Source organism: Streptomyces sp. NPDC005791 (assembly GCF_042871485.1).
Taxonomy (GTDB): domain Bacteria; phylum Actinomycetota; class Actinomycetes; order Streptomycetales; family Streptomycetaceae; genus Streptomyces.
The window spans coordinates 332217-355991 of sequence record NZ_JBIAIP010000004.1 but is presented as its reverse complement, the minus strand read 5'-3'; the positions used below and the strand labels follow the sequence as shown (position 1 = coordinate 355991).

22 protein-coding genes are annotated in these 23775 nt (G+C 70.0%); 11 read left to right on the top strand and 11 right to left on the bottom strand.

The annotated features are described in order from the left end of the window. The first annotated feature begins 47 nt into the window (after positions 1–47). Positions 48–554 (top strand): LURP-one-related/scramblase family protein, encoded by a 507-nt coding sequence (locus tag ACFYSH_RS11180; RefSeq protein ID WP_388751918.1) that lies wholly within the window; start codon positions 48–50, stop codon positions 552–554. Between the two features lie 83 nt (positions 555–637). Here ACFYSH_RS11180 and ACFYSH_RS11175 read toward each other — a convergent pair whose 3' ends face one another. Continuing rightward, on the bottom strand, positions 638–1435 hold the full coding sequence (locus ACFYSH_RS11175; protein ID WP_388751916.1) for a carbon-nitrogen family hydrolase: 798 nt from the start codon (positions 1433–1435) through the stop codon (positions 638–640). Between the two features lie 200 nt (positions 1436–1635). Here ACFYSH_RS11175 and ACFYSH_RS11170 point away from each other — a divergent pair, with 200 nt between their 5' ends. After that, the gene (locus ACFYSH_RS11170) at positions 1636–2460 is read left to right on the top strand and encodes a maleylpyruvate isomerase family mycothiol-dependent enzyme (RefSeq protein WP_359463451.1); all 825 of its coding nucleotides are present in this window, start codon (positions 1636–1638) and stop codon (positions 2458–2460) included. Positions 2461–2553: 93 nt separating this feature from the next. Here the strand turns inward: ACFYSH_RS11170 and ACFYSH_RS11165 are convergent, their stop codons facing one another. Together ACFYSH_RS11165 and ACFYSH_RS11160 are read right to left on the bottom strand one after the other, a co-directional pair. Then, positions 2554–3861 carry an MFS transporter gene (locus ACFYSH_RS11165; RefSeq protein ID WP_359463454.1) on the bottom strand — a complete coding sequence of 436 codons (1308 nt, stop codon included), beginning with the start codon at positions 3859–3861 and terminating at the stop codon, positions 2554–2556. Continuing rightward, positions 3858–4538, bottom strand: a complete 681-nt coding sequence (locus tag ACFYSH_RS11160; protein ID WP_359463457.1) for a GntR family transcriptional regulator — start codon at positions 4536–4538, stop codon at positions 3858–3860. Before ACFYSH_RS11160 ends, ACFYSH_RS11165 begins: the two co-directional genes overlap by 4 nt. A gap of 124 nt (positions 4539–4662) precedes the next feature. Between ACFYSH_RS11160 and ACFYSH_RS11155 the strand changes: the two genes are divergently transcribed. From ACFYSH_RS11155 to ACFYSH_RS11145, 3 genes are all read left to right on the top strand, one after another. Beyond that, positions 4663–5976 carry an AAA family ATPase gene (locus ACFYSH_RS11155; protein ID WP_388751914.1) on the top strand — a complete coding sequence of 438 codons (1314 nt, stop codon included), beginning with the start codon at positions 4663–4665 and terminating at the stop codon, positions 5974–5976. A 33-nt stretch (positions 5977–6009) separates the two neighbouring features. Further along, positions 6010–6429: a hypothetical protein gene (locus ACFYSH_RS11150; protein WP_359463463.1), complete on the top strand. Its 420-nt coding sequence runs from the start codon at positions 6010–6012 to the stop codon at positions 6427–6429. Between the two features lie 153 nt (positions 6430–6582). Beyond that, on the top strand, positions 6583–7482 hold the full coding sequence (locus ACFYSH_RS11145) for a serine hydrolase (protein WP_359463466.1): 900 nt from the start codon (positions 6583–6585) through the stop codon (positions 7480–7482). Positions 7483–7803: 321 nt separating this feature from the next. On the opposite strand, the gene ACFYSH_RS11140 is transcribed toward ACFYSH_RS11145, so the two are convergent. Genes ACFYSH_RS11140 through pdhA form a run of 3 tightly spaced genes read right to left on the bottom strand, consistent with a single transcriptional unit; the run spans position 7804 to position 11347 of the window. Continuing rightward, entirely contained in the window at positions 7804–9192 is a 1389-nt protein-coding gene (locus tag ACFYSH_RS11140; RefSeq protein ID WP_359463469.1) for a dihydrolipoamide acetyltransferase family protein, read from the bottom strand. A gap of 11 nt (positions 9193–9203) precedes the next feature. Further along, positions 9204–10184, bottom strand: a complete 981-nt coding sequence (locus ACFYSH_RS11135) for an alpha-ketoacid dehydrogenase subunit beta (protein WP_359463471.1) — start codon at positions 10182–10184, stop codon at positions 9204–9206. Between the two features lie 2 nt (positions 10185–10186). Then, entirely contained in the window at positions 10187–11347 is a 1161-nt protein-coding gene (gene pdhA, locus ACFYSH_RS11130) for a pyruvate dehydrogenase (acetyl-transferring) E1 component subunit alpha (protein WP_359463473.1), read from the bottom strand. Positions 11348–11692: 345 nt separating this feature from the next. On the opposite strand from pdhA, the gene ACFYSH_RS11125 reads away from it, so the two are divergent. From ACFYSH_RS11125 to ACFYSH_RS11115, 3 genes are all read left to right on the top strand, one after another. Then, positions 11693–12352: a response regulator transcription factor gene (locus ACFYSH_RS11125; protein WP_359463476.1), complete on the top strand. Its 660-nt coding sequence runs from the start codon at positions 11693–11695 to the stop codon at positions 12350–12352. An 83-nt stretch (positions 12353–12435) separates the two neighbouring features. Continuing rightward, positions 12436–13014: a hypothetical protein gene (locus ACFYSH_RS11120; RefSeq protein WP_359463479.1), complete on the top strand. Its 579-nt coding sequence runs from the start codon at positions 12436–12438 to the stop codon at positions 13012–13014. A 25-nt stretch (positions 13015–13039) separates the two neighbouring features. Then, on the top strand, positions 13040–14095 hold the full coding sequence (locus ACFYSH_RS11115) for a phosphotransferase (protein WP_359463482.1): 1056 nt from the start codon (positions 13040–13042) through the stop codon (positions 14093–14095). 9 nt (positions 14096–14104) lie between these two features. Here the strand turns inward: ACFYSH_RS11115 and ACFYSH_RS11110 are convergent, their stop codons facing one another. After that, entirely contained in the window at positions 14105–15712 is a 1608-nt protein-coding gene (locus ACFYSH_RS11110; protein WP_359463485.1) for a protein kinase, read from the bottom strand. Between the two features lie 295 nt (positions 15713–16007). Here ACFYSH_RS11110 and ACFYSH_RS11105 point away from each other — a divergent pair, with 295 nt between their 5' ends. From ACFYSH_RS11105 to ACFYSH_RS11095, 3 genes are all read left to right on the top strand, one after another. Continuing rightward, positions 16008–17633, top strand: a complete 1626-nt coding sequence (locus tag ACFYSH_RS11105; protein ID WP_359463488.1) for a protein kinase — start codon at positions 16008–16010, stop codon at positions 17631–17633. Between the two features lie 398 nt (positions 17634–18031). Continuing rightward, the gene (locus tag ACFYSH_RS11100; RefSeq protein ID WP_359463490.1) at positions 18032–18274 is read left to right on the top strand and encodes a hypothetical protein; all 243 of its coding nucleotides are present in this window, start codon (positions 18032–18034) and stop codon (positions 18272–18274) included. 124 nt (positions 18275–18398) lie between these two features. Beyond that, positions 18399–18953 (top strand): bacterial proteasome activator family protein, encoded by a 555-nt coding sequence (locus ACFYSH_RS11095; protein WP_359463492.1) that lies wholly within the window; start codon positions 18399–18401, stop codon positions 18951–18953. A gap of 168 nt (positions 18954–19121) precedes the next feature. Here ACFYSH_RS11095 and ACFYSH_RS11090 read toward each other — a convergent pair whose 3' ends face one another. The 4 genes from ACFYSH_RS11090 to ACFYSH_RS11075 form a co-directional block, all read right to left on the bottom strand. Beyond that, complete coding sequence (locus tag ACFYSH_RS11090) at positions 19122–20108, bottom strand: NAD(P)H-quinone oxidoreductase (protein WP_359463495.1); 987 nt, start codon at positions 20106–20108, stop codon at positions 19122–19124. Between the two features lie 118 nt (positions 20109–20226). After that, complete coding sequence (locus tag ACFYSH_RS11085) at positions 20227–21369, bottom strand: potassium channel family protein (RefSeq protein ID WP_388751910.1); 1143 nt, start codon at positions 21367–21369, stop codon at positions 20227–20229. Beyond that, on the bottom strand, positions 21327–22844 hold the full coding sequence (locus ACFYSH_RS11080) for a molybdopterin molybdotransferase MoeA (protein ID WP_359463500.1): 1518 nt from the start codon (positions 22842–22844) through the stop codon (positions 21327–21329). The genes ACFYSH_RS11085 and ACFYSH_RS11080 overlap by 43 nt, the downstream gene beginning before the upstream one ends. After that, on the bottom strand, positions 22841–23716 hold the full coding sequence (locus tag ACFYSH_RS11075; RefSeq protein ID WP_359463503.1) for an NTP transferase domain-containing protein: 876 nt from the start codon (positions 23714–23716) through the stop codon (positions 22841–22843). Before ACFYSH_RS11075 ends, ACFYSH_RS11080 begins: the two co-directional genes overlap by 4 nt. Positions 23717–23775 lie beyond the last annotated feature (59 nt).

Genomic DNA, 23775 nt, shown 5'->3' with positions numbered 1-23775 from the left:
CCGTGGCCTGCGAGCATTCCGGTGAGGCGTCGGGGAACCTGTGATCCATGAGACTTCTGGTACGTGAGCGACTGTTCGGCGTCGGTGACGACTACTGGATCGAGGACGCGGCCGGGCGGAAGCTGTTCCTCGTCGACGGCAAGGCCATGCGGCTCCGGGACACCTTCGAGCTGAAGGACACGGACGGCCGGGTGCTGGTGGAGATCCGCCGGAAGCTGATCAGCCTGCGCGAGACCATGGTCATCGAGCGCGACGGCGAGGAGCTCGCCGAGGTCAGGCGGAAGCGGCTCTCGCTCCTGCGCAACCACTACCGGGTGGCCCTGATGGACGGCACCGAGCTGGACGTCAGCGGGAAGATCCTGGACCGCGAGTTCGCCATCGAGTACGACGGAGAGCTGCTCGCCCAGATCTCCCGGCGCTGGCTGACCGTCCGCGACACCTACGGCGTCGACATCGTGCGGGAGGACGCCGACGTTTCTCTGCTCATCGCCGTGGCGGTGTGCGTGGTCGTCCTCGCGGACAAGGAACACGACAAGGAGCGCGGCGAGGGCTGAAGGGCGGAACACACAGAGCGACGGCCCGGTTGCACGTGAAACGAACCCCGGCCGTCATGTCACGCGTGTCCGTGCGGAACCGATCAGGCCAGGCGGCGCCGGGCCAGGCCGAGACGGCGGTCCTTGAGGGCCGGGAACTGCTCCCTGGTGGTGGCGACCTTGGTCGCGTCGAACTCCACGGTCAGCACCTCCTCGCCCGCCCCGGCTTCGGCGAGCACCTCGCCCCAGGGATCGACGACGATGCTGTGCCCGGCCTGCTCGACCCTGGCATGAGTGCCTGCCGACCCGACCGCCAGGACGTACGCCTGGTTCTCGACGGCGCGCGCCTGCGCCAGCAGCGTCCAGTGCGAGCGGCGGCGCTCCGGCCAGCCGGCCGCGACGACCAGGGTCTCGGCCCCCGCGTCGACGAGCCCCCGGAACTGCTCGGGGAAGCGCAGGTCGTAGCAGGTGGCAAGGCCGATCGTGGTCTCCGGGAGGGCGACGGTGACGAGCTCCTCACCGGCCCCCATCAGTACCGCCTCGCCCTTGTCGAAGCCGAAGCGGTGGATCTTGCGGTAGGCGGCGGCGCGCTCGCCCTCGGGCGAGAACACCAGTGAGGTGTTGTAGAGCGTGCCGTCCTCGGCGCGCTCGACGAAGGACCCGGCGTGCAGCCAGACCCCTGCCTCGGCCGCGGCCTTCGCCATGATGTCGTGCGTGGGCCCCTGCAGCGGCTCCGCCGCGTCGGCGAACGCCGTGTACGCGAAGGCGCCGACCGGCCAGAGTTCGGGAAGGACGACCAGGTCCGCATCCCGTTGGGCCACCACCAGTGAAGCCGCGCGCTCTCTACGGGAATTGACCGATTCATCCGAGTTTACTGCGATCTGGATGAGGGAGGCGTGCACACTACCACCGTCCTGGCATGGGAGCCGTCAACGCGGGCCTACGATCGTCACACGAAAGCACTGCCGGGGTGCTTGCTCGCAGCGTAACTTAGCGAGCGAACCTCCCACGCAGACCGCAGACAGCACCGTCGGTGCCGGCCGTCCCGTCCGGCACTCCCTGCTCTCCAGCCCATGCACCGCAGAACCGCACGAGGGGTCCCGTGACCGTCCATCCCAGCCTCCAGACCTATGCCGATGCCTGGACCCACTCCGTCGAGTCGATATCCGAGCTGGTCAAGCCGCTCGTCGAGGGGGAGTGGAACCGCCGGACGCCCTGCCCGGGCTGGTCGGTGCGCGACATCGTCTCGCACGTCATCGGCATGGAGTGCGAGCAGCTCGGCGACCCTCGCCCGATCCACACACTGCCCCGCGACCTCTACCACGTGCAGAACGACCACCAGCGCTACATGGAGATGCAGGTCGACGTCCGGCGCCACCACACGGCGCCGGAGATGACCTCGGAGCTGGAGTACACGCTCATCCGGCGCATGCGTCAGCTGCGCAACGAGTCGCGGGCCCCCGAGACCATGGTGCGGGCGCCGCTGGGCGCCGAGCAGACGCTCGAACTGGCACTGCACATGCGGGCCTTCGACGTCTGGGTGCACGAGCAGGATCTGCGGACGACGCTGGGACAGCCCGGCAATCTGGATTCTCCCGGCGCACTGATCGTGCGGGACACGCTGCTGGCCGGACTGGCGAAGGTGGTCGCCAAGGACGCGGGCGCCCCGCCCCATTCGGCCGTGGTCTTCGATGTGCACGGCCCGCTGGAGTTCCTGCGCACGGTCAGGGTCGACGGTGAGGGGCATGGTTCGGTCGACGGCGCCCCGTCGCTCGGCCCCGCGGCGACCCTGGCGATGGACTGGGAGACGTACTACCGGCTGGCCTGCGGGCGGGTCCGCGCCCAGGCCGTGGGGGACCTGATTACGATCGAGGGCGACCAGGACCTGGCGGCCGAGATCCTGCGCCACTTCGCCGTGACCCCGTGACCCCGTGACGCCGTCACCGGCGGCGCCCGCCCGTGTACGGGCCGGGACGGGCGCGCCGCCGGGACGACTGCCAGGGCCTCGCCAAGGCGGCTGTCAGGCGGGCACGTGTACGGCTTCGACCCGGCTGACGACGTGGTGGTCGCGTTCCCGGTGCGTGGCGCCGGCGTGCAGCCGCAGGATCTGCACGACGCCGAGCACCTCCAGGACGAAGACCGAGGCGAACGCGATGCGGTAGTTGTCCCCTGTCGCGTCCAGCAGGACTCCGACCGCGAACAGCGTCGTCATCGACGCGACGAAGCCGCCCATGTTGACGATGCCGGAGGCGGTGCCCTGGCGTTCCGGAGGATTGGCCGGACGGCCGAAGTCGAAGCCGATCATCGAGGCCGGACCGCAGCAGCCGAGCACCACACACAGGGTGATCAGCAGCCCCATCGGCGCGTGGTCGCCGGGGTAGAAGATGGTGGCCGCCCACAGCAGCGCGGTCATCGCGACCGTGCCCAGAGCCAGCGGGGCACGCGCCGCGTGGTGGCGGGCGATGATCTGGCCGTAGACGAGCCCCACCACCATGTTGGAGAGCACCACGAGGGTCAGCAGCTCGCCGGCGGTACCCCTGCTCAGCCCCTGCGCCTCGACGAGGAACGGCATGCCCCACAGCAGGAGGAACACCATCGCGGGGAACTGCGTCGTGAAGTGCACCCACATCCCCAGGCGGGTGCCCGGCTCCCGCCACGAAGTGGCGATCTGCTTGCGCACGTACGCCGCTCCGGCGTGCTCGGCGGGCGGTGGCTCATGGCCCTCGGGGTGGTCCTTGAGGAAGAGGAGCAGCAGGACCAGCACCACCACGCCCGCGAGTGAGCTGCCGACGAAGGTCGTGGTCCAGCCGAACCCGTGCAGCGCGCGGGCGATGAAGAGGGTCGAGACGAGGTTGCCCGCCATCCCGCAGAGGCCGGCCACCTGCCCGATCAGCGGTCCACGCCGGGCCGGGAACCACCGGGCGCCGAGCCGCAGCACGCTGATGAAGGTCATCGCGTCACCGCAGCCGAGCAGCGCGCGGGAGGCCAGCGCCATCCCGTACGAGGGGGAGAGCGCGAAGCCCAGCTGGCCCAGCGTGAAGAGCACCACTCCGATGGTGAGGACCTTCTTGGTGCCGAGGCGGTCGACCAGGAGACCCACGGGTATCTGCATGCCGGCGTAGACGAGCAGCTGAAGGATGGAGAACGTCGACAGGGCCGAGGCGTTGACGTCGAACCGGTCGGCGGCGTCGAGTCCGGCGACGCCCAGGCTCGTACGGAAGATGATCGCGACGAAGTAGACGACGACACCGATGCCCCAGACCCACACGGCACGACGGCCGCCCGGCGGGTCTCCGGGCAGGGACAGGGTGGGGGCCGCGGAGCTCATCGGTCATCACCCCGGACCAGCACCTTGACCCGGCTGACGTGGCGCCGCACGACCTGCGCGGCGCCCTCGGCGTCACCGGACCTGATGGCGTCCAGCAGCTCACCGTGCTCGGTGATGTTGGCGGCGATCCTGCCGGGGTGCGCCTCCATCACGGCGACGCCCATCCGCAGCTGCCGGTCGCGGAGCTGGTCGTAGAGGCGGGAGAGGATCTCGTTGCCGGCGTTCTTCACGATCTCGGCGTGGAAACAGCGGTCCTTGACGGCGACCGCGGCCAGGTCACCGATCTCCGCCAGCTGCCGCTGCTCCTCCAGGAGCTGTTCGAGCCGGGCGATCAGCTGCGCCGACGCGGGCACGGCCTTGCGCGCGGCGAACTCCTCCACCAGCAGCCGGGTCTCCACCACATCCGAGATCTCCTGCGCGGAGACCGCGAGCACCAGCGCACCCTTCTTCGGGTAGAGCTTGATCAGCCCTTCGACCTCGAGGCGCAGCAGCGCTTCCCGCACCGGGGTCCGGGATACGCCGACGGCCTCGGCCAGGTCACCTTCGGTGAGGAAGGTGCCGCCTTCGTAGCGGCGGTCGAGGACGGCTTCCTTGATGTGGGTGTAGACCCGCTCGGCTGCGGGCGGAGGCTTCGGGTCCGCCTTACGGGCGAGGGCGGCGGTGGGTGCGGCAGGCATGAACACAGCATAGATACAACATGCGCGCATGGGTGCGCCGTCCGGATCCTGGACCGCCGAAGGCGCCGTGGCACGCGGGCCGCTCACCCGCCCGGGGCGCTGCGGCTTGCGCTAGGTTGATGAGGTGACAGGCCACGCCATCGAAGAGGTACGTCTCACCGCGTTCAAGAGCTTCCATGGCGCGGTGCTCCCGCTGGCCCCCCTGACCGTCCTCATCGGACGGAACAGCAGCGGCAAGTCAAATGCCCTGGACGGCCTCGAAGTCCTCTCACGGCTGGCCCGTGGTGACGACGTCAACGAGGCGATCGAGAGCCGGCACAGCGCCGCCGGCCCGGTGCGCGGTGGACTGAACGGTTGCGTACCGCACGGCTCGGACCACTTCTCGCTCGGCTGCACGGTGAGTACGGAGTACGGGCCCATCACCTTCGACGTGACGATCCAGGTGGAGCCCGAGGTCCAGATCATCGAGGAACGACTCACCGGCCCCGTCACGAGTGGTGGCATCCGCCCGCTCCTCGTGAGCGGAGAGCCGGTCCCGCACCGCGCGGACATCGACGCCTCATGGCACAACGGGAAGCGGGGCCGGAACCCGAGTGCCCCCTTCCGGAGCACACGGCTGCTCACATCCCAGCTGCCCCTGCGGGTGCCCGGTGACAGCGAGGGCGAGATCGACACCGTGTGGGCGGCCGACGCCCTACTGACCGCGCTGACCGGGGCGTTCCACCTGGATCCCGTACCGCATCTCATGCGGCAGTACGTCCAGGCCCGTGATTTCCGTCTTCGCAGGACGGCGGAAAACCTTTCTGCGGCGATCGGCAACATCAAACGCCATGACCCGGGGACCTTCAGGAGCCTCGTGAGTCTCCTCAGAGGTCTGGCCGATCACGACATCGAGCGGCTGGCCGTCACCAGGTCCGAGCTGGGAGACGTCATGCTCGCCCTCGACGAGGGGCCGCTGGGGCTCACCCCCGCCCGTGAGATGAGTGACGGCATGCTCAGGTTCCTCGCGGTCACCACCTCGCTGCTGACCGGGGGTGAGGGGCTGGATCTGGGCTCGGCGCCGGACGACGACACCGACCGATCGCTCACGCTGGTCATCGAGGAGCTGGAAAACGGGCTGCACCCCTCCCAGGCCGGGGAGGTGCTGCACCTGGTGCAGGAAGCGGCCGGCGGCAGCACGACCCGGGTCCTGATCACCACCCACAGCCCCGCGCTGCTCTCCGCGCTGAGCGGCGACGACCACCAAGGTGTCATCGTCTGTTCGCGGGACCGCACGACGGGCACCAGCCTCCTGACGCGGCTCACAGAGCTCGACGGCTATGCCTCGGCGATGGGCTCCGGACCGCTGGGAGACGTGGTGACCTACGACAGGCTGGTGCGGCAGGACCGCGGCGAACATGACTACGCGGAGTTCGACCGGCTCCTCGGGATCGGGTGAACCGACACGTCGATCCTGTGCAACCTGTTGGAGGTGCCGGGGAAGTGTCAGGACCGCAAGCAGGTGATCGACGAGCTCAAGAGCAAGCGTGAACAGCGGGAGACCGACCTTCTGCTTCCGGTCACCGCGATCATCGAGACGGGTAACCACATCGCCCAGGTGTCCGACGGCCGAGCGCGCCGCTCGTGTGCGCAACGGCTCTCCGGAGTCCTGGTCACAGTCATCGAGGGCAACGCCCCCTGGGCGCTCAACGAGGTCGAGTGGGATGCCGCGCATCTGCGGGCCCTGGTCGACGGCGGCAGCACCGGCAGCAGCCTGATCGAGCATGCCTGCAACGGCCTCGGTTGCGGTGACCTGAACATCCTGATCGAGCGGGACCGGTACCTCGCCCGCACCTCTGGTGTCCGGGCCACGATCTGGACGCTGGACACGCTGCTCAAGTCGTACGGCTGACCGACATTCCTCTCCGACAGGGATCAACCGAGGTCTGACGAGGCGTGTGCACATTCACCCGTACGTGAGCACATCCATCCGGCCGCCTCAGGAGTCTCATCACCGAGCGGCACCCCATGTGGCCGCATTTCAGGTGCATTTGGAGCATTCGACTTGAAAAACGGTCTGAAGAACATAAACCGCGCCAGCATCGCCGCCACTGTGGCTCTCACCGCGGGTGCCGTCCTGGCGGGCAGCGCGTTCGCCACCGCGGCTCAGGCGGCGGCTCCGCCGACGCCCTCGATCACCGCCAAGGGCGGTTTCGTGATGAACAGCGGCACGGGGAAGACGCTGTACGGCAAAACCGCCGACACCCGCCGCTCCACCGGCTCCACGACGAAGATCATGACCGCCAAGGTGGTCCTGGCGCAGAAGAACCTGAACCTCGATGCCAAGGTCACGGTCCAGAAGGCGTACAGCGACTACATCGTCAAGAACACCGCCTCGTCGGCCCGGCTGATCGTCGGCGACAAGGTCACGGTCCGCCAGCTCCTGTACGGCCTGATGCTGCCGTCGGGCTGCGACGCCGCGTACGCCCTCGCCGACAAGTTCGGCTCCGGCTCCACACGCGCGGCCCGGGTGAAGTCGTTCATCGGCAAGATGAACGCCTCGGCGAAGAGCCTCGGCCTGAAGAACACCCACTTCGATTCGTTCGACGGCATCGGCAGTGGCTCGAACTACTCCACGCCGCGCGACCTGACGAAGATCGCCGGCAGCGCGATGAAGAACTCCACGTTCCGCACGATCGTGAAGACGAAGTCGACGAAGCAGAAGGTCACGACGAAGAGCGGTGGCTACCGCTACATGTCGTGGTCGAACACCAACCCCCTGCTGGGGAGCTACAGCGGCGCGATCGGTGTGAAGACCGGCTCCGGGCCGACGGCCAAGTACTGCCTGGTCTTCGCGGCGACGCGTAACGGCAAGACGGTCATCGGCACGGTGCTCACGTCGACGTCCGCGACGAGCCGGACGACGGACGCGAAGAAGCTCATGGACTACGCGTTCAAGAAGTAGGTCCGCTGCTCGGACGGACGAGGGCCCTGCCCGCGCGGTGCGCGGGCAGGGCCTTCCGTCGTTCTTACGATTGCCGACGCAGACCCGCTATGAAACTTACCCAAGCGGCGGGGACGAGGACGACTCCACGGGAGGCGGGTGCCGACGACTGTGACGGGCGGGGCCTCATGGTCGTCGCGCAGCTCGCCGACCGGTGGGGCGTCGAGCCACGCACCGTCGGGAAGACCGTGTTCGCCGACGTCGCGCTACGAGGGTCGGACATGCCGGTGGGCCCGCACATCCTTCGCGCGGGCCCACCGCAAACACGTACCGCTGAGGCCGTCAGCCCCAGGTGATCAGCCGCTTCGGCTGTTCCAGGATCGCCGCGACGTCCGCGAGGACCTTGGAGCCGAGCTCGCCGTCGACCAGCCGGTGGTCGAAGGAGAGCGCCAGCGTGGTCACCTGGCGGGGCTTCACCTTGCCCTTGTGGACCCAGGGCTGGAGCTTGATCGCCCCGACCGCGAGGATCGCGGACTCGCCCGGGTTGAGGATCGGCGTACCCGTGTCGACGCCGAAGACACCGACGTTCGTGATGGTCACCGTGCCGCCCGCCATGGCCGCGGGGGACGTCTTGCCCTCACGGGCCGTGGAGACCAGCTCGCCCAGTGCCTCGGCCAGCTGGGGCAGGGTCTTGTCGTGGGCGTCCTTGATGTTCGGCACGATCAGACCGCGCGGGGTGGCGGCGGCGATGCCCAGGTTGACGTAGTGCTTCTGCACGATCTCCTGGTTGGCCTCGTCCCAGGCGGCGTTGATCCCCGGGTTGCGCCTGATCGCGACCAGGAGCGCCTTGGCGATGATCAGGAGCGGGTTGACCCGGACCCCCGCCATGTCCTTGTCCTCCTTGAGCTCCGCCACGAGCTTCATGGTGCGCGTCACGTCGAGGGTCACGAACTCGGTGACGTGCGGCGCGGTGAAGGCACTGCCCACCATGGCCTGCGCGATGGCCTTGCGTACGCCCTTGACCGGGATACGCGTCTCCCGGGCACCCGCGACGGTCTCCACCGGCGGAGCTTGAACCGCGGCGGGTACGGGCGCGGGTGCGGGGGCCTCGGCGGCGGCCGGCGCGGCGGCCGCATGGACGTCCTCGCGGGTGATGATGCCGCCCTCGCCGGTCGGGGTGACCGTCGCCAGGTCGATGCCCAGGTCCTTCGCGAGCTTGCGCACCGGCGGCTTGGCGAGCGGCCGGCTCTCCGGGACCACCGCTCCGTGGCCGTTGATCTCGGCCTGGACCGCGGCGGCGGCCGGACCCGGGACCTCGACACCCTTACGGGCACGGCGCTTGGTGGAGGTCACGGCCACGCCGTAGCCGACGAGCACCGGCTTCCGGCCCTCGGGCGCTTCCGACTCGGGCTCCTTCACGGGTTCCTGCACCGCTGCGGGAGCCGCCGGGGCGTCACCGCTGCCGGGCGCCACGTCCACCGCGATGATCACCTCACCGACGTCGACGGTCGTGCCCTCGGGGAAGCGCAGCTCGTGCACCACCCCGTCGTACGGGATCGGCAGCTCGACCGCGGCCTTGGCCGTCTCGACCTCGCACACCACCTGGCCGTCGGTGACGGTGTCTCCGGGCTGGACGAACCACTTGAGGATTTCCGCCTCGGTCAGCCCTTCGCCCACGTCGGGCATCTTGAACTCACGGAAGCGAGCAGACGTTTCGGTCATCGTCGTCACGAACCCTCTCCTCAGTACGCCAGCGAGCGGTCGACGGCGTCGAGCACCCGGTCGAGACCCGGCAGGTACTCGTCCTCGAGCCGGGCCGGCGGGTAAGGGGCGTGATAGCCGCCGACCCTCAGCACCGGCGCTTCGAGGTGGTAGAAGCAGCGCTCGGTGATCCGGGCCGCGATCTCGGCCCCGGAGCCGTAGAACACCGGCGCCTCGTGGACCACCACGAGTCGGCCGGTCTTCTCGACCGAGGTCTGTACGGTGTCGAAGTCGATCGGGGACATCGATCGCAGGTCCAGGACCTCGACCGACTTGCCCTCCTCCTGCGCCGCGGCAGCCGCCTCCAGGCAGACCTTCACCATCGGGCCGTACGCGACGAGCGTGAGGTCGGAGCCCTCACGGGCCACGGCTGCCTTGTGGAGCGGGCCGGGGATGGACTCGGTGTCGAGCTCCCCCTTGTCCCAGTAGCGCCGCTTGGGCTCGAAGAAGATGATCGGGTCGTCGCTCTGGACGGCCTGCTGCATCATCCAGTAGGCGTCGCTCGCGTTGGACGGCGAGACGACCTTCAGGCCGGCCACGTGCGCGAACAGTGCTTCGGGCGACTCGCTGTGGTGCTCGACGGCACCGATGCCGCCGCCGTACGGGATGCGGATGACGACCGGCATCTTGATCTTGCCGAGGGCACGGGCGTGCATCTTCGCGAGCTGCGTGACGATCTGGTCGTACGCGGGGAAGACGAAGCCGTCGAACTGGATCTCGACGATCGGGCGGTAACCGCGCAGGGCGAGGCCGATCGCCGTACCGACGATCCCGGACTCGGCGAGCGGGGTGTCGATGACCCGGTCCTCGCCGAAGTCCTTCTGGAGACCGTCCGTGATGCGGAAGACCCCGCCGAGCTTGCCGACGTCCTCACCCATGATGAGGACCTTGGGGTCGGTCTCGAGAGCCTTGCGCAGCGACTCGTTGAGCGCCTTCGCGAGAGACATCTTCGTGGCGGCCATGGCTAGTTGCCCTCCTCGGCGAACGATGCCTGGTAGGCGGCGAACTGGGCGCGCTCCTCGTCGACGAGCGGGCTGCCGTCGGCGTAGGCGTGGTCGAAGATCGCCAGCCGGTCGGGCTCGGGCATGGTCCGCACCACCTCGCGCACCCGCTTGCCGAGGGCCTCGCTCTCCTCGTCCAGCGCGGTGAAGTACGCCGCGTCGGCGAACTTCTGCTTCTCCAGGTACGTGCGCAGCCGCAGGATCGGGTCCTTGGCCTCCCAGGCCGCCGTCTCCTCGTCCGCCCGGTACTTGGTCGGGTCGTCGGAGGTGGTGTGGGCACCCATGCGGTACGTGAACGCCTCGACGAGGGTCGGCCCCTCGCCCCGGCGGGCACGCTCGAGCGCGGACCTGGTGACGGCCAGGCACGCCAGTACGTCGTTGCCGTCGACCCGGATACCGGGGAAGCCGAAGCCCTGCGCGCGCTGGTAGAGCGGCACACGCATCTGCTTCTCGGTCGGCTCGGAGATCGCCCACTGGTTGTTCTGGCAGAAGAACACGACCGGAGCGTTGTAGACGGCGGAGAAGGTGAACGACTCCGCGACGTCGCCCTGGCTGGAGGCGCCGTCGCCGAAGTACGCGATCACGGCCGAGTCCGCGCCGTCCTTGGCGACGCCCATGGCGTAGCCGGTGGCGTGCAGCGTCTGCGAGCCGATGACGATCGTGTAGAGGTGGAAGTTGTTGGTGCTCGGGTCCCAGCCGCCGTGGTTCACGCCGCGGAACATCCCGAGCAGATTGGTCGGGTCGACGCCCCTGCACCACGCCACGCCGTGCTCACGGTAGGTCGGGAAGACGTAGTCGTCGTCGCGCAGCGCCCGGGCGGAGCCGATCTGCGCGGCCTCCTGGCCCAGCAGCGAGGCCCACAGACCCAGCTCGCCCTGACGCTGCAGCGCGGTGGCCTCGGCGTCGAAGCGACGGGTCAGGACCATGTCCCGGTAGAGACCGCGGAGCTCGTCCGCGCTCAGGTCGATCTGGAACTCCGGGTGCTCGACGCGCTCGCCCTCGGGCGTCAGCAGCTGCACCAGCTGGGGGCCGGATTGCTCCGGCGTCTTCGCGGGCGTCTTCGCGGCGCTGGTCCGCTTGCTGCTGCGTCGCGGTTTGCGCGCGGCAGTGCTCTCCACGGTCACGTGCGTGCTCCTCCGTCGGTCCGGCCCCCGGGATGGCCGGGAACCAGTGCGGCTCGCCTGCGTCCGGACCCGTGCACGGGGTGGGTGCCACTCGGCCGGAACAGGCGTGACAGGTGCCCCGGCGAGCGTCCTGTCATAAGCACGTTACCCAGTGCATCGCATAACTGCGAAACACCTTGTGACCTGCGATTTTGCTTGGATTTCCAAGTAAATCGCCAAAATCACGAACTCCCGCTGGTCACAGCACTGGTAACGGCCCGGCAGGCGGCCGGAACAACGGCACGTTATCCCGGTACTCAGTCGCAGGGAAGGGCGGAGCAGAAGGGAGTGTGTGAGACTGCGAATGTGCGCGAAGAAGGAAAAATCACGGTATTCCTGCTCGACGATCACGAAGTCGTCCGCCGGGGAGTGCATGAGCTGCTGACCGCCGAGGAGGACATCGAGATCGTCGGCGAGGCCGGCACGGCCGCGGACGCGCTCGCCCGCATCCCGGCGACCCGTCCCGACGTCGCCGTCCTGGACGTACGGCTCCCGGACGGCAGCGGGGTGGAGGTCTGCCGCGAGGTCCGCTCGGCGGACGAGAGCATCCACTGCCTGATGCTCACGTCGTACGCCGACGACGAAGCCCTGTTCGACGCGATCATGGCGGGCGCCTCGGGGTACGTACTGAAGGCCATCCGCGGGGCCGAGCTGCTCGGCGCCGTGCGCGACGTGGCGGCCGGCAAGTCCCTGCTGGACCCCGCGGCCACCGCCCGTGTATTGGAGCGCCTGCGCGAGGGCAAGGACGGCAAGGGCGACGACCGACTGGCCGGGCTGACCGAGCAGGAGCGCAAGATCCTCGATCTGATCGGCGAGGGACTGACGAACCGGGTGATCGGCGAGCGGCTGCATCTCGCCGAGAAGACCATCAAGAACTACGTCTCCAGTCTGCTGTCCAAGCTGGGCATGGAGCGGCGCGCACAGGCGGCGGCGTACGTGGCGAGGCTGCAGGCCGAGAAGCGCTGAGCGGGCGGTGCGGGGACTTTGGTCCCTGCCCGTCGGGGCGGCAGGCCCTTACACGGCTCCTACCCGTGGCGGAGAGTGGGAGCATGCTCTCCTCCCGCCCCTCCGGCACCGGTACGGCGACGGGTATCCACTCCTCCGGCCCTGCCGGGCCGCCCGTCCTTGCCGCGCCCGCCCCTTCCCCCGCCGCGTCCGCCTCCGCCTCCTCGGCGGCGGACAGGCTGCTGGCGATCGAGCTGCTCGGCAGCGTCCGGTACGGCCGTCTGGCCATGAGCATGCGCGCGCTGCCCTTCCTGGCGGTGGCCCGGCACCTGGTCATCGAGGGCCGTGTCATCCTGCGGATGCACCGGGGGCTCGGCTTCCACGAGGCCTGCGACGGAAGTGTCATCGCCTACGGGGCGGACAACTGCAACTCCGCCGCGTCCGGTGACGCTTCCGGCGGCCTGGGTGGCGGTGTGTCCGGCGGCGTGTCCAGCGGCGTGGAAGACCTCTGGTCGGTGCAGTTCACCGGCCCCGTCGAGATGGTGCACCCGGCCGCCGAGCAGCGCGGACGGTTCGGGCCCGGCCCGGCCGAAGTGAACGGCGAGGACTTCGATCCGGTGTATCTGCGGCTCGATCCAGAACTCGCCCTTATACACACTTTGACGTTTGACACAAGTCCGTAAAACCGGACACGCAGGGTCACCTAACATGTGGCAAGTGCTGCGCTCATATGTGACCCACCCGCCTGTCCCTCCGGTCGGCGAGGTCCTGCGCCGCTACCCCGACGCCGGTGAGCCCCTCGCCTGCGAGCCCCTCGACAAAGGCCTGCTGAACCACGGTTATCGCGTGTCCACCACCCGCGGTTCGTACTTCCTGAAGCACCACCTCGACAAACATCACCTCGACGACGCCAGCGGCGACCACGCCACGATCGTCCGGCAACACCGGGCGACCCAGCAGCTTCACTCCCTCGGTGTACCGGTGGCCCCGCCCCTGACCGACACGCAGGGTGACACGGTCACCGTCATCGACGGGCAGCGCTACGCCCTGCACCGATGGGTCGACGGCCTCCACCGGGACGGCGCCCAGCTGACGACCGCCCAGTCGCGCCGCCTCGGGGCGCTCCTCGGAGCCGTACACATGGGCCTGGAGCAGGTCATGGAGGCGGACCAGCCACCTCCGGTACGCGGCCAGAGCCCCGACCCCGCCGACACGTTCACGCTGATCGACGAGCTGCTGACGGCCGCGCGGCACCTGGGCCCACGGGACGCCTTCGACGAGCTCGCCGTGCACCGTCTCGTCGAACGCCGTGCCCTGCTGGAGCAGCACGCGCACCGCCGCCCGCCCACTCCCGAGGGATCCGCCAGGGGCTGGGTGCACGGCGACTTCCACCCGCTGAACCTGCTCTACCAGGGCGCCGACCCCGTCGCGATCGTGGACTGGGACCGGCTCGGCGTCCAGCCGCGCGCGGAGGAGGCCGTACGGGCTGCGGCGATCTTCTTCGTACGGCCGGACGGCGAGCTGGAGCTGGAGAAGGTGCGGGCGTACGCCCGCGCCTACCGGCGGTCGGCGGGCGCCGGGGCGGCCGAGCTGGCGGCCGCGGTGCACCGGGTGTGGTGGGAGCGCCTCAACGACTTCTGGATACTGAGCTGGCGCTACCGCCTGAACGACCGCAGGGCCGACCCGCAGTTCCCTGCGGTGTCGGCCCTGGCGGTGTGGTGGACGCGGGAGTACGAGGCGGTGGGCGAGGCCTTCACGGAGTGAAGGCGGTCGTCACTGGCCGGCGGTGGAGCCCGCCGTGGTTCCCTCGGCGGTGCCTGTCGAGGTGCCGACCGAGGTGCCGACCGAGGCTCCCTCCGCCGCCCCTCCCGCGTCATCGCCGGCGCCGCCGTCCTCGGCGCCGCCGTCGTCGCCGGCACCACCGTCGTCACCGGTACCGCCGTCCGGCGTCGTGCTGCCGCCGTCGCTCGTACCCGGGTCCGGCGAGGGGGTCTCCTCCGTCGGCTGCGGACTCGGCTCGGTCGGCTTCTGCGTCGGGGTCCACGTCGACTCCTCGGTGGGCCACTGCTGCCCACCCGTGGAACCGGACGGCTCCTCGGTCTCCTCCTGCGTCTCCTCGTCCGTCGGCTCCGCCGACGAAGGGGTCGGCGAGGGGGAACTCGACGTGGTGGGCGTGACCGGCTTCTTCTTGGTGTCGTCGCCGCCGCTCGCCGCCTGGACGGCGAACGCCACGCCCGCGCCGATCGCGATCAGCGCGAGCAGGACGAAGAGCCACATCTTGCTGCGGCCGCCGCCGTTGTGATGACCGCCCGCGTACGCCCCGTCGTCAGGGTTCATGGGCGGCAGGATCGGGCCCTGCGAGGTGTCCCCGTGCGTGGGGTGGCCCATGGCCGTCGTGGCGCCGATGTTCATCGCCGCCGTGTGACCGGCGTCGTGCGCGTTGACCGGGCCGGTGTTCCACGTACCTGTGTGGCCGCCCTGGACCTGCAGCATCTGCAGGCTGTACTGGACGAGGCCGCGCATCTCCTCGGCGCTCTGGAACCGGTCGTCCGGGTCCTTCGCGAGGGAACGCATGACGAGCCCGTCCAGCTCGGGCGGGACGGCACCGACCTGGGAGGGCGGGACCGGCATGTCCTGGACGTGCTGGTAGACGACGGAGAGCGGGGTCTCGCCCGTGAACGGGGGCCGCAGGGCGAGCAGTTCGTAGAGCAGGCAGCCGGTGGCGTACAGGTCGGAGCGGTGGTCGACGGCCTTGCCGAGCGCCTGCTCCGGGGAGAGGTACTGCGGCGTGCCCATGACCATGCCGGTCTGGGTCATCGTCGACTGGGCTCCGTGCAGCGCGCGGGCGATGCCGAAGTCCATGACCTTGACCGCGCCGGAGTGCGTGATGATCACGTTCGCCGGCTTGATGTCGCGGTGCACGATGCCGTGCTGGTGGGAGTACGCCAACGCCTCCAGCACACCGGAGACGATGATCAGCGCCTGCTCGGGCGGCGGGGCCTCGGCTTCGAGAAGCAGGTCACGGATGGTGTTGCCCTCGACGAGCTCCATGACGATGTAGGGCACGGTCGACCCGCCCACGACATCCTCGCCGGAGTCGTACACGGCGACGATCGCATGGTGGTTGAGCCCCGCGACCGACTGTGCCTCGCGGGTGAAACGTGCCTTGGAGACCGGGTCCTCGGCAAGGTCGGAACGGAGCAGCTTCACTGCCACCGTGCGTCCCAGACGGACGTCCTCCGCGGCGTAGACCTCGGCCATGCCGCCGCGGCCCAGCCGGTGGGTCATGCGGTAACGGCCGTCTCCGACCACACCGCCGACACCCCAGGAGTCGGTGCCATCCGAGAACCCGCCGCCGTTTGCTTCGGATTCGGGTGCCATCAGTCCTCGCCGTCGTATCTGTCCGCGCGTCCGCGGGTTCTCACGGTGCCTTGCTGCATTTGCCACGTCACGCTACAGCCTCTGGCCGACACGCCGGATTTTCAGAGTGACGGGCCATCCAATCGGCTCGCGCGCCGTACGCGCAAATTCCATGCGCTTCCTGTAACGCTTCCGAGACGCTTCTTGTGCGTAGGGTCACGGAACGGGCACCTGGCTTGACGTGTCGTACCCCTCGGGCAGACTTGGCCGGTAATAGGGATGATCGCGTCCGTCGGGCGCCGAGGGGGAGCAAGTCATGAGCCACGACGGCGCACAGGGGCGCTACGCGGGCGGTTCCGTGGCCGGCGGCCGCTACCAGCTGCGCGACCTGCTCGGCGAAGGCGGCATGGCGTCCGTCTACCTCGCGTACGACTCCGCCCTCGACCGGCAGGTCGCCATCAAGACGCTGCACACGGAGCTGGGGCGCGAGCAGTCCTTCCGCGAGCGGTTCCGGCGTGAGGCCCAGGCCGTCGCCAAACTGCAGCACACCAACATCGTCTCGGTGTTCGACACGGGCGAGGACGAGCTCGGCGGCGCGGTGATGCCGTACATCGTCATGGAGTACGTCGAGGGACAGCCGCTCGGCTCCGTGCTCCACTCGGACATCCAGCAGTACGGCGCGATGCCGGCCGAGAAGGCCCTCAAGGTGACAGCAGATGTGCTGGCCGCCCTGGAGACGAGCCACGAGATGGGCCTGGTCCACCGCGACATCAAGCCCGGCAACGTGATGATGACCAAGCGCGGTGTCGTCAAGGTCATGGACTTCGGCATCGCCCGGGCCATGCAGTCGGGCGTCACCTCGATGACCCAGACCGGCATGGTCGTCGGCACCCCGCAGTACCTCTCGCCGGAGCAGGCGCTCGGTCGCGGCGTCGACGCCCGGTCCGACCTGTATTCGGTCGGCATCATGCTCTTCCAGCTGCTGACGGGCCGCATCCCGTTCGACGCGGACTCCCCGCTCGCCATCGCGTACGCGCACGTGCAGGAGGAGCCGGTCGCCCCGTCCAGCATCAACCGTGCGATCACGCCCGCGATGGACGCCCTCGTCGCCCGTGCGCTGAAGAAGAACCCGAACGAGCGCTTCCCCAGCGCCGCGGCGATGCAGGACGAGATCGCGCGGGTGCTGAGCGCGAGCGGCCCGGCGGGCGCCCCGGTGATCATCGGCGGCGGCGCCCCGGCGAACAGCGGTTCGGGCGTCGGCTCGGCGGTCTTCCCGCCCGTCGACCAGGGGACCCCCGCGTCGCAGGGCGTGCAGGCGCCGTACCAGCCGCACCCCCAGCAGCAGCCGTACCCGTACGGCGTACCGACCCCGGCGCCCACGCCGGGCTACGGCTACCCGCAGGCGGCCCAGCCGTACGGGACTCCCGCGCACCCGGGGCAGCAGCAGACCCCGCCGCCGTACTCGATGTCCCCGCAGCCCATGGGAGGCCCGGGCGGTGGGGGATCCAAGCGCAACATGCCGGTCGTCGTGGGGTCGATCGTGGTCGCGCTGGTCGCGATCGGCGGCCTGATCGCCTTCCTGAACATGAACGGTGAATCGGAGAACGGCAAGGGCGACGACCCGGGTACCGGCGAGTCCTCCGTCGCCGGCGAGCACAAGCCCCCGGAGCGGAACCGGACGATGAAGGAGGATGCCTGCACCGACGCCCCGGAGGACACGAACGATCCGGCGAAGGTCCAGGCACCCAATTTCGTCTACAAGGACATCAACTCCGCGAAGTCCTGCGCGGGCGAAGCGGGCTGGACGGTCAAGGTCATCGAGGTGGAGGGCAACACCTACGCCGAGGACCAGGTCATCGATCAGTTCCCGACCCCGGGCACGGCCGTGCCGGAGCGGGGCGCCCACTTCGAACTCCGGATCGCGACGGGCGACCCGGCCTGATCGGCTGTCCCCACCGCTCCGCGCGACGCCACGGGCTGGTCCCACGCCGGGATCGGGGCCCGGGCCACGGGCCGGCCCCGTGCCGGGATCGGGGCCCGGCTTCCTGACGCACTCGGGATGCCGGACATATCGAGGCATGTGACGCTGATCCCATGTCTCCTGCACTCCGGGCTTCACGGTCGTCACGGTGCGTCGCCTGCCTGGTGATGGCGGCCGGGACGGCACTCGGACCGATCGCCTGGGCGCAGGGGGACGACGCACGACCGCGGCGCCTGGCGCCGTCGGTGGCCCCGGGCAGGGGTCTCTCCCCATCCCCTGGCTCTTCCCCCGGGGAAGCACCCCTCGCAGGGCGGCAGGCCGGTGAGGGCCGGGCGCGGCCCGGACGGTCGCTCACTCCCGTGGAGGCCGCCAGCTCCGAGGCCGCGGCGGACGAGGTGCCGCCGGACCCGGACCCGGCAGAGGTGCCCGCTTTCACGCCGCCGCCCGAGGCGTTCCCGGAGCCCGGCGAGACAGCACGACAGCGGCAGGCGCTGGACGAGCCGGGCCTGCGCCATGTGCGGGACGTGTCGCTGGGCAGCGGCATCGCGCTGGTCGGACTGGGGCTCGCGTTTCTGGCCGTCCGCATGCGACGCGCCAACTGACCCCCTCTGCCAGAAGGGGCCCCGCTACTCCCACCAGGGCGCCCTCGACCCCCGATACAGCCGTGGAGCATCCTTTCCGGGGGCACCGCCGCGCCGTGCCGCAGGTGTACGCGACAATGGCGTCATGGAGATGCCGAGGAATGAACGGTCGCAGGAGCACCCCCAAGTCCTCGTGGTGGGGCAGGACGGAATGGCTATCGGCGGCGGTGGCGGTGGCGGTGACGACGAGTCGCGCGAGATCCCGGTGACGGAGATGGTCGAGCAGCCTGCGAAGGTCATGCGCATCGGCAGCATGATCAAGCAGCTTCTCGAGGAGGTCAGGGCGGCTCCTCTCGACGAGGCGAGCCGGGTCAGGCTCAAGGAGATCCACGCGAGCTCGGTGAAGGAGCTCGAGGACGGTCTGGCGCCGGAGCTCGTGGAGGAGCTGGAACGGCTCTCGCTGCCGTTCACCGAGGAGTCCGTCCCCTCCGAGGCCGAGCTGCGGATCGCGCAGGCACAGCTGGTGGGCTGGCTGGAGGGCCTTTTCCACGGGATCCAGACAGCGCTGTTCGCCCAGCAGATGGCGGCCCGTGCGCAGCTGGAGCAGATGCGCCGTGCCCTTCCTCCGGGCGTCGCGCATGAGGACGTGGAAGGCGGCGTCGATCCGCACGGACCGGCGCGCTCCGGCCCGTACCTGTAGCCCGGCCCCTCCAGCTCCCAGTCCCGCAGCATTCGGTTCCACCGACCGCGGTACGCACCGGGGCCCGGCACACCTCGCGTGTGCCGGGCCCCGGTGCTTGCCCATGATGTGTGAACGCGGCCGGCCGGTCGCTTCTCGTGTCGCGTCCGCTGCGGGCAGCCGCTCGCGTCAGGACGTCGGCGCGGCGAGGAGGATCTTGCCGATGTGGCTGCTGGATTCCATGAGCCGGTGAGCCTCCGCCGCGTCCGCCATCGGCATCGTGCGGTCCACGACGGGCCGGACGACGCCGTCGGCGAGCAGCGGCCACACGTGCTCACGCACCGCCGCGATGATCGCGGCCTTCTCCGCGAGCGGCCGCGCGCGCAGCGACGTCGCCGTGACAGCGGCTCGCTTGCTCAGCAGGGCGCTCAGGTTCAGCTCTCCCTTGGCGCCGCCCTGCAGGCCGATGATGGCGAGGCGGCCGTTCACGGCCAGCGCGCGTACGTTCCGGTCCAGGTACTTCGCCCCGACGATGTCGAGGATGACGTCCGCGCCCGCACCGTCCGTCGCCTGGCGCAGCTCCTCGACGAAGTCCTGCTCGCGGTAGTCGATAAGGATGTCGGCGCCGAGCTCCTGACAGCGCGCCAGCTTTTCGGGACCACCCGCGGTCACCGCGACACGCGCGCCGACGGCCTTGGCGAGCTGGATGGCCATCGTGCCGATCCCGCTGGACCCGCCGTGGACGAGAAGGGTCTCGCCGGGGCGCAGGTGGGCCACCATGAACACGTTGGACCAGACGGTCGCCGCCACCTCGGGCAGTGCGGCGGCCTCGACCAGGTCCACCCCGTCCGGTACGGGCAGCAACTGGCCGACCGGCACAGCGACCTTCTCCGCGTACCCGCCGCCCGCGAGCAGTCCGCACACCTCGTCGCCCACGGACCACCCGGTCACGCCGGGGCCGAGCGCCACGACGCGGCCCGCGCATTCCAGGCCGGGGTAGGGGGACGCGCCGGGCGGCGGGTTGTAGAAGCCCTGCCGCTGCAGGACATCGGCCCGGTTCACCGCACTGGACACGACCTCGACGAGAACTTCGCCCTCGCCTGGTACAGGATCGGGGACCTCGGCCCATACGAGCGCTTCGGGACCGCCGGGTTCGGGGATCGTGATCGCATACATGGGCGCGAGGCTACTCCGTGCGAAGTCCGGGACGGGGCGACCGGCCCGCGCCGTGTCCCGGGCCCATTCCCTAAGGCTGCTTCCGCGGCCGCTTCCGCACCTGCTTCGGCGGCCGCTTCTACAGGCGCTGATTGGGCTGGTGCGGATGGTTCGTCGGCAGCGTGTGGATCGGTGAGGCACGCACGATCGTGATCACCCGGTCCGTCAGCTGCAGGGGGCTGGCCGCCGGATCGTCGTACCCGAGCAGCCGGTGGCCGCGCAGGACGCTGACCACCAGGTCGTCCGTCTCCCGGACGTTCTTGCCGACCTCGGCCTTTATCACCGGACGTTCGACGAGATCGAGTCCGCTGCCCTGCTGGATGAGGTCCTCCATCACCGTGCCCGCGCTGGGACTGAGGACGGACAGCCCCAGCAGACGGCCCGCCGCGCTCGCGCTGGTGATCACAGCGTCAGCACCGGACTGCCGCAACAGTGGCGCGTTCTCCTCCTCCCGCACGGCTGCCACGATCTTCGCGCCCTTGTTGAGCTGACGCGCGGTCAAGGCCACCAGCACGGCGGTGTCATCGCGCTGGGTGGCGATGATGACCTGACGAGCCTTCTGGACCTCGGCGCGCAACAACACGTCGCTGCGCGTCGCGTCGCCCAGGACACCCACGAACCCCTCGGCGTTGGCCGCCTCGATCACCTTGCCGGCGGGATCGACGATGACGATCTGATCCTTCCCCAGGCCGGTGGCACAGAGCGTCTGGATCGCCGAGCGGCCCTTGGTGCCGAAGCCGACGACCACGGTGTGTTCGCGCAAGTTGGTTCTCCAACGATTCAGCCGGAAGTCTTCCCGGGTCCGTTCCGTCAGGACCTCGAGAGTGGTGCCGACCAGGATGATCAGAAAGAGCACGCGCAACGGCGTCACCAGCACGACGTTGACGAGCCGGGCCGGGTCGCTGTACGGGACGATGTCGCCGTAGCCGGTCGTCGACAGCGTCACCGTCGCGTAGTAGACGGCGTCGAGGAAGTCGACCTTGTCGTCGGCGTTGTCGTGGTAGCCGTCCCGGTCGGCCCAGACGATGAAGACCGTCATGGCCAGCACCGCGAGGGCCATCGCCAGCCGCTTGGCCACCTGGCGCAGGGGTCTGTCCACCACCCGCCGGGGCAGGAGCACGCGCGTCGGGACGACGTGTTCGTCCGCCCGCCTGGCCATCGCGTCGTGGCCGGGAAGTTTCACGTGAAACACCCTTCCGTCCACGGCGATGCCGAGGCCCACAGTAGATCGAGGATCTGTACCTCGGTGCCGGACCGTACCCCGCCGGGCGGCACCACGGCCAACCCGTCCGCGGCCGCGATCCCGCGGAGCATGGCGGGCCCGTTGTAATGGAGGGGCACGACACTGTCGTCGCGATGGACCACAGGGATCAGCCGGGTGTCATGCGGGTGTCCATGCACGTCCTCGCGAACGGGCACGTGGTAACGGTCCTGCGGGAGCCTGCCGGCGATCCCCCGGAGCAGGGGTTCGGCCAGCGTCAGCAGGCCGGACACCGCGGCCAGGGGGTTTCCGGGCAGACCCACCAGGCAGGGGCCGCCCTCGGCGAGTCGCGCGAGAAGCATCGGATGACCGGGACGCACAGCCACCCCGTCCACCAGCAGTTCCGCCCCGATCCGGGCCAGAACCGGGTGGACATGGTCCAGCGGGCCGGCGGCTGTACCACCTGTGGTGAGGATCAGATCGGCATCGGAGGAGACGAGGGCCTGACGGAGTGACTCGGCATCGTCGCCGAGCCGCCGGGGCTCGGCCACGTCGGCCCCCAACGCGCGGAGCCAGGGACCCAGCATGGGGCCGAGCGCGTCCCGGATCAGCCCTTCGCGTGGAAGCCCCGCCGTGAGGAGCTCGTCGCCCAGGACGAAGATGTCCACGCGGGGCCGCGGTACGGCGACGAGAGCGTCGTAGCCCGCGGCTGCCGCCAGTCCGAGAACGGGCGGGGTCACCACGGTTCCCACGGGCAGGAGCTCGTCACCGGACCGGCATTCCTGGCCTCGGGGACGGATGTCCTGGCCAGGGACGACCTCACGGGTAGCGTGCAACAGCGCTTTGGCCTCGTCGTGGTGCGCGTGCTCGCTGCGGATCACGGCGGTGGCGTCCGCCGGCAGACGTGCGCCCGTGGCGATCCGCAACGCCTGCCCGTCGGGGAGCGGCTTCGTGGTTCCGCGTCCGGCGAGCAGCCCTTCCCCGCCCTGCACGGACCAGGGCCCCGGTCCCGCGACGACCCAGCCGTCCATGGCCGAGGTGTCGAACGACGGCAGATCGGTGAGCGCGACCACGGCTTCGGCCAGTACGTGCCCGAGAGCCCGGTTCAGCGGCAGCCGGTGGGCGGTCAGGGAAGCGGTACGGCCGAGGCGCTCCGCCAGGTCACGCGCCCCGGCCCAGGCGGTGGCACCGGCCCGGTGGGCGTGCGGAGAGGACGGGGAGCCACTGCCCGGCGAGGTTCCGTGTCGCCGGGAAGGGCCCGAGGCCGGGGGTTGCAGGGGTGATGCCGATGGCGTCGGTGTCGGCGAGGGATCCGGAGCAGACGTGTCGTACCGGTCCGGCGAGGATTGCGCTGCCTGCGGCTGCCGTCCGACGAGAGCCAGAGCCTGCTCGACAGCCCGCTCTTCCTCGGCTGCCCGCTCTTCCTCGGCTGCCCTTCTTCCTTCGGCTGCCCGTTCCTCTGCGGCCGTCCGCGCCTCACCTCCGGGCGTGGTCATGGCGTACCGGGCCCGCTGCCGGCCTCCGTTTCCTCCTCCCACCGGAGCGCCAGGGCGGTGGCCTTGCGGGAAGCCTCGGCCACCGCTTCCGCGGCGGCCTCCGGACTCTTCCCACTGCTCGCCATCGCCGCCGCGTACCCCACCAGGAAGGTGGTCAACGGCGCGGCCGGCCGGGCCACGCCGTGCGCGGCGTCACGGGCGAGGTCGAGCAGGACGTCGGTGTCGACGTCGAGTGTGATGCCCAGCTCGTTCTTGACTGCGGTGATCCATTCGTCCAGCACGGTCCCATGCTCCCTGATCCGCGCCCTGGCGGCAGCAATGTCTTCCCAGGTGTCGCAGTCGAACGAAGCCAGTGGACCGGCCTGGATCCGGGCCAGGTCCAGTTCGGCCGTCAGCAGCCGCAGCGGAAGACCGGCGAGGCTCCCGTGTTCCGTGGCGATGAGAGCCAGTTCACGGCGCAGCGGCTCCGCCCGGTAGACCGCTACCAGCGGTTGGTCCCGACCGTCCTGATCGGTGCACAGGGCTCCTTCTCGGCCCCCCGGCTCCGCCGCGGCCAGCAACGAGCGCACAGTCGTCTCCCCCAGGAAGGGCAGATCCGCGGAGAGCACCAGGACGCTCTCCGCGTCCGTGTGTCGTACGCCGGCGCCGAGAGCGGCCAACGGTCCGCCGCCCTGCGGCACTTCACGTGTCCAGGTGACCGGGCGCACGGTGGGCCTGCGGCCGCCCACCACCACGGTGGAACCGGCGTCGGCACATACGGCGAGCACCCGGTCGAGCAGCGCACGGCCGCCCACGCGGAGCCCTGGTTTGTCAGCCCCGCCGAGGCGCTTCGCGGCCCCTCCGGCAAGGACGATGGCGTCATACGCGGTCATGTCCCGAGTATGCGTGCCGCCCGCCCCCGTCGGCCCCCCTTGGGGCCGAACTCACAAGA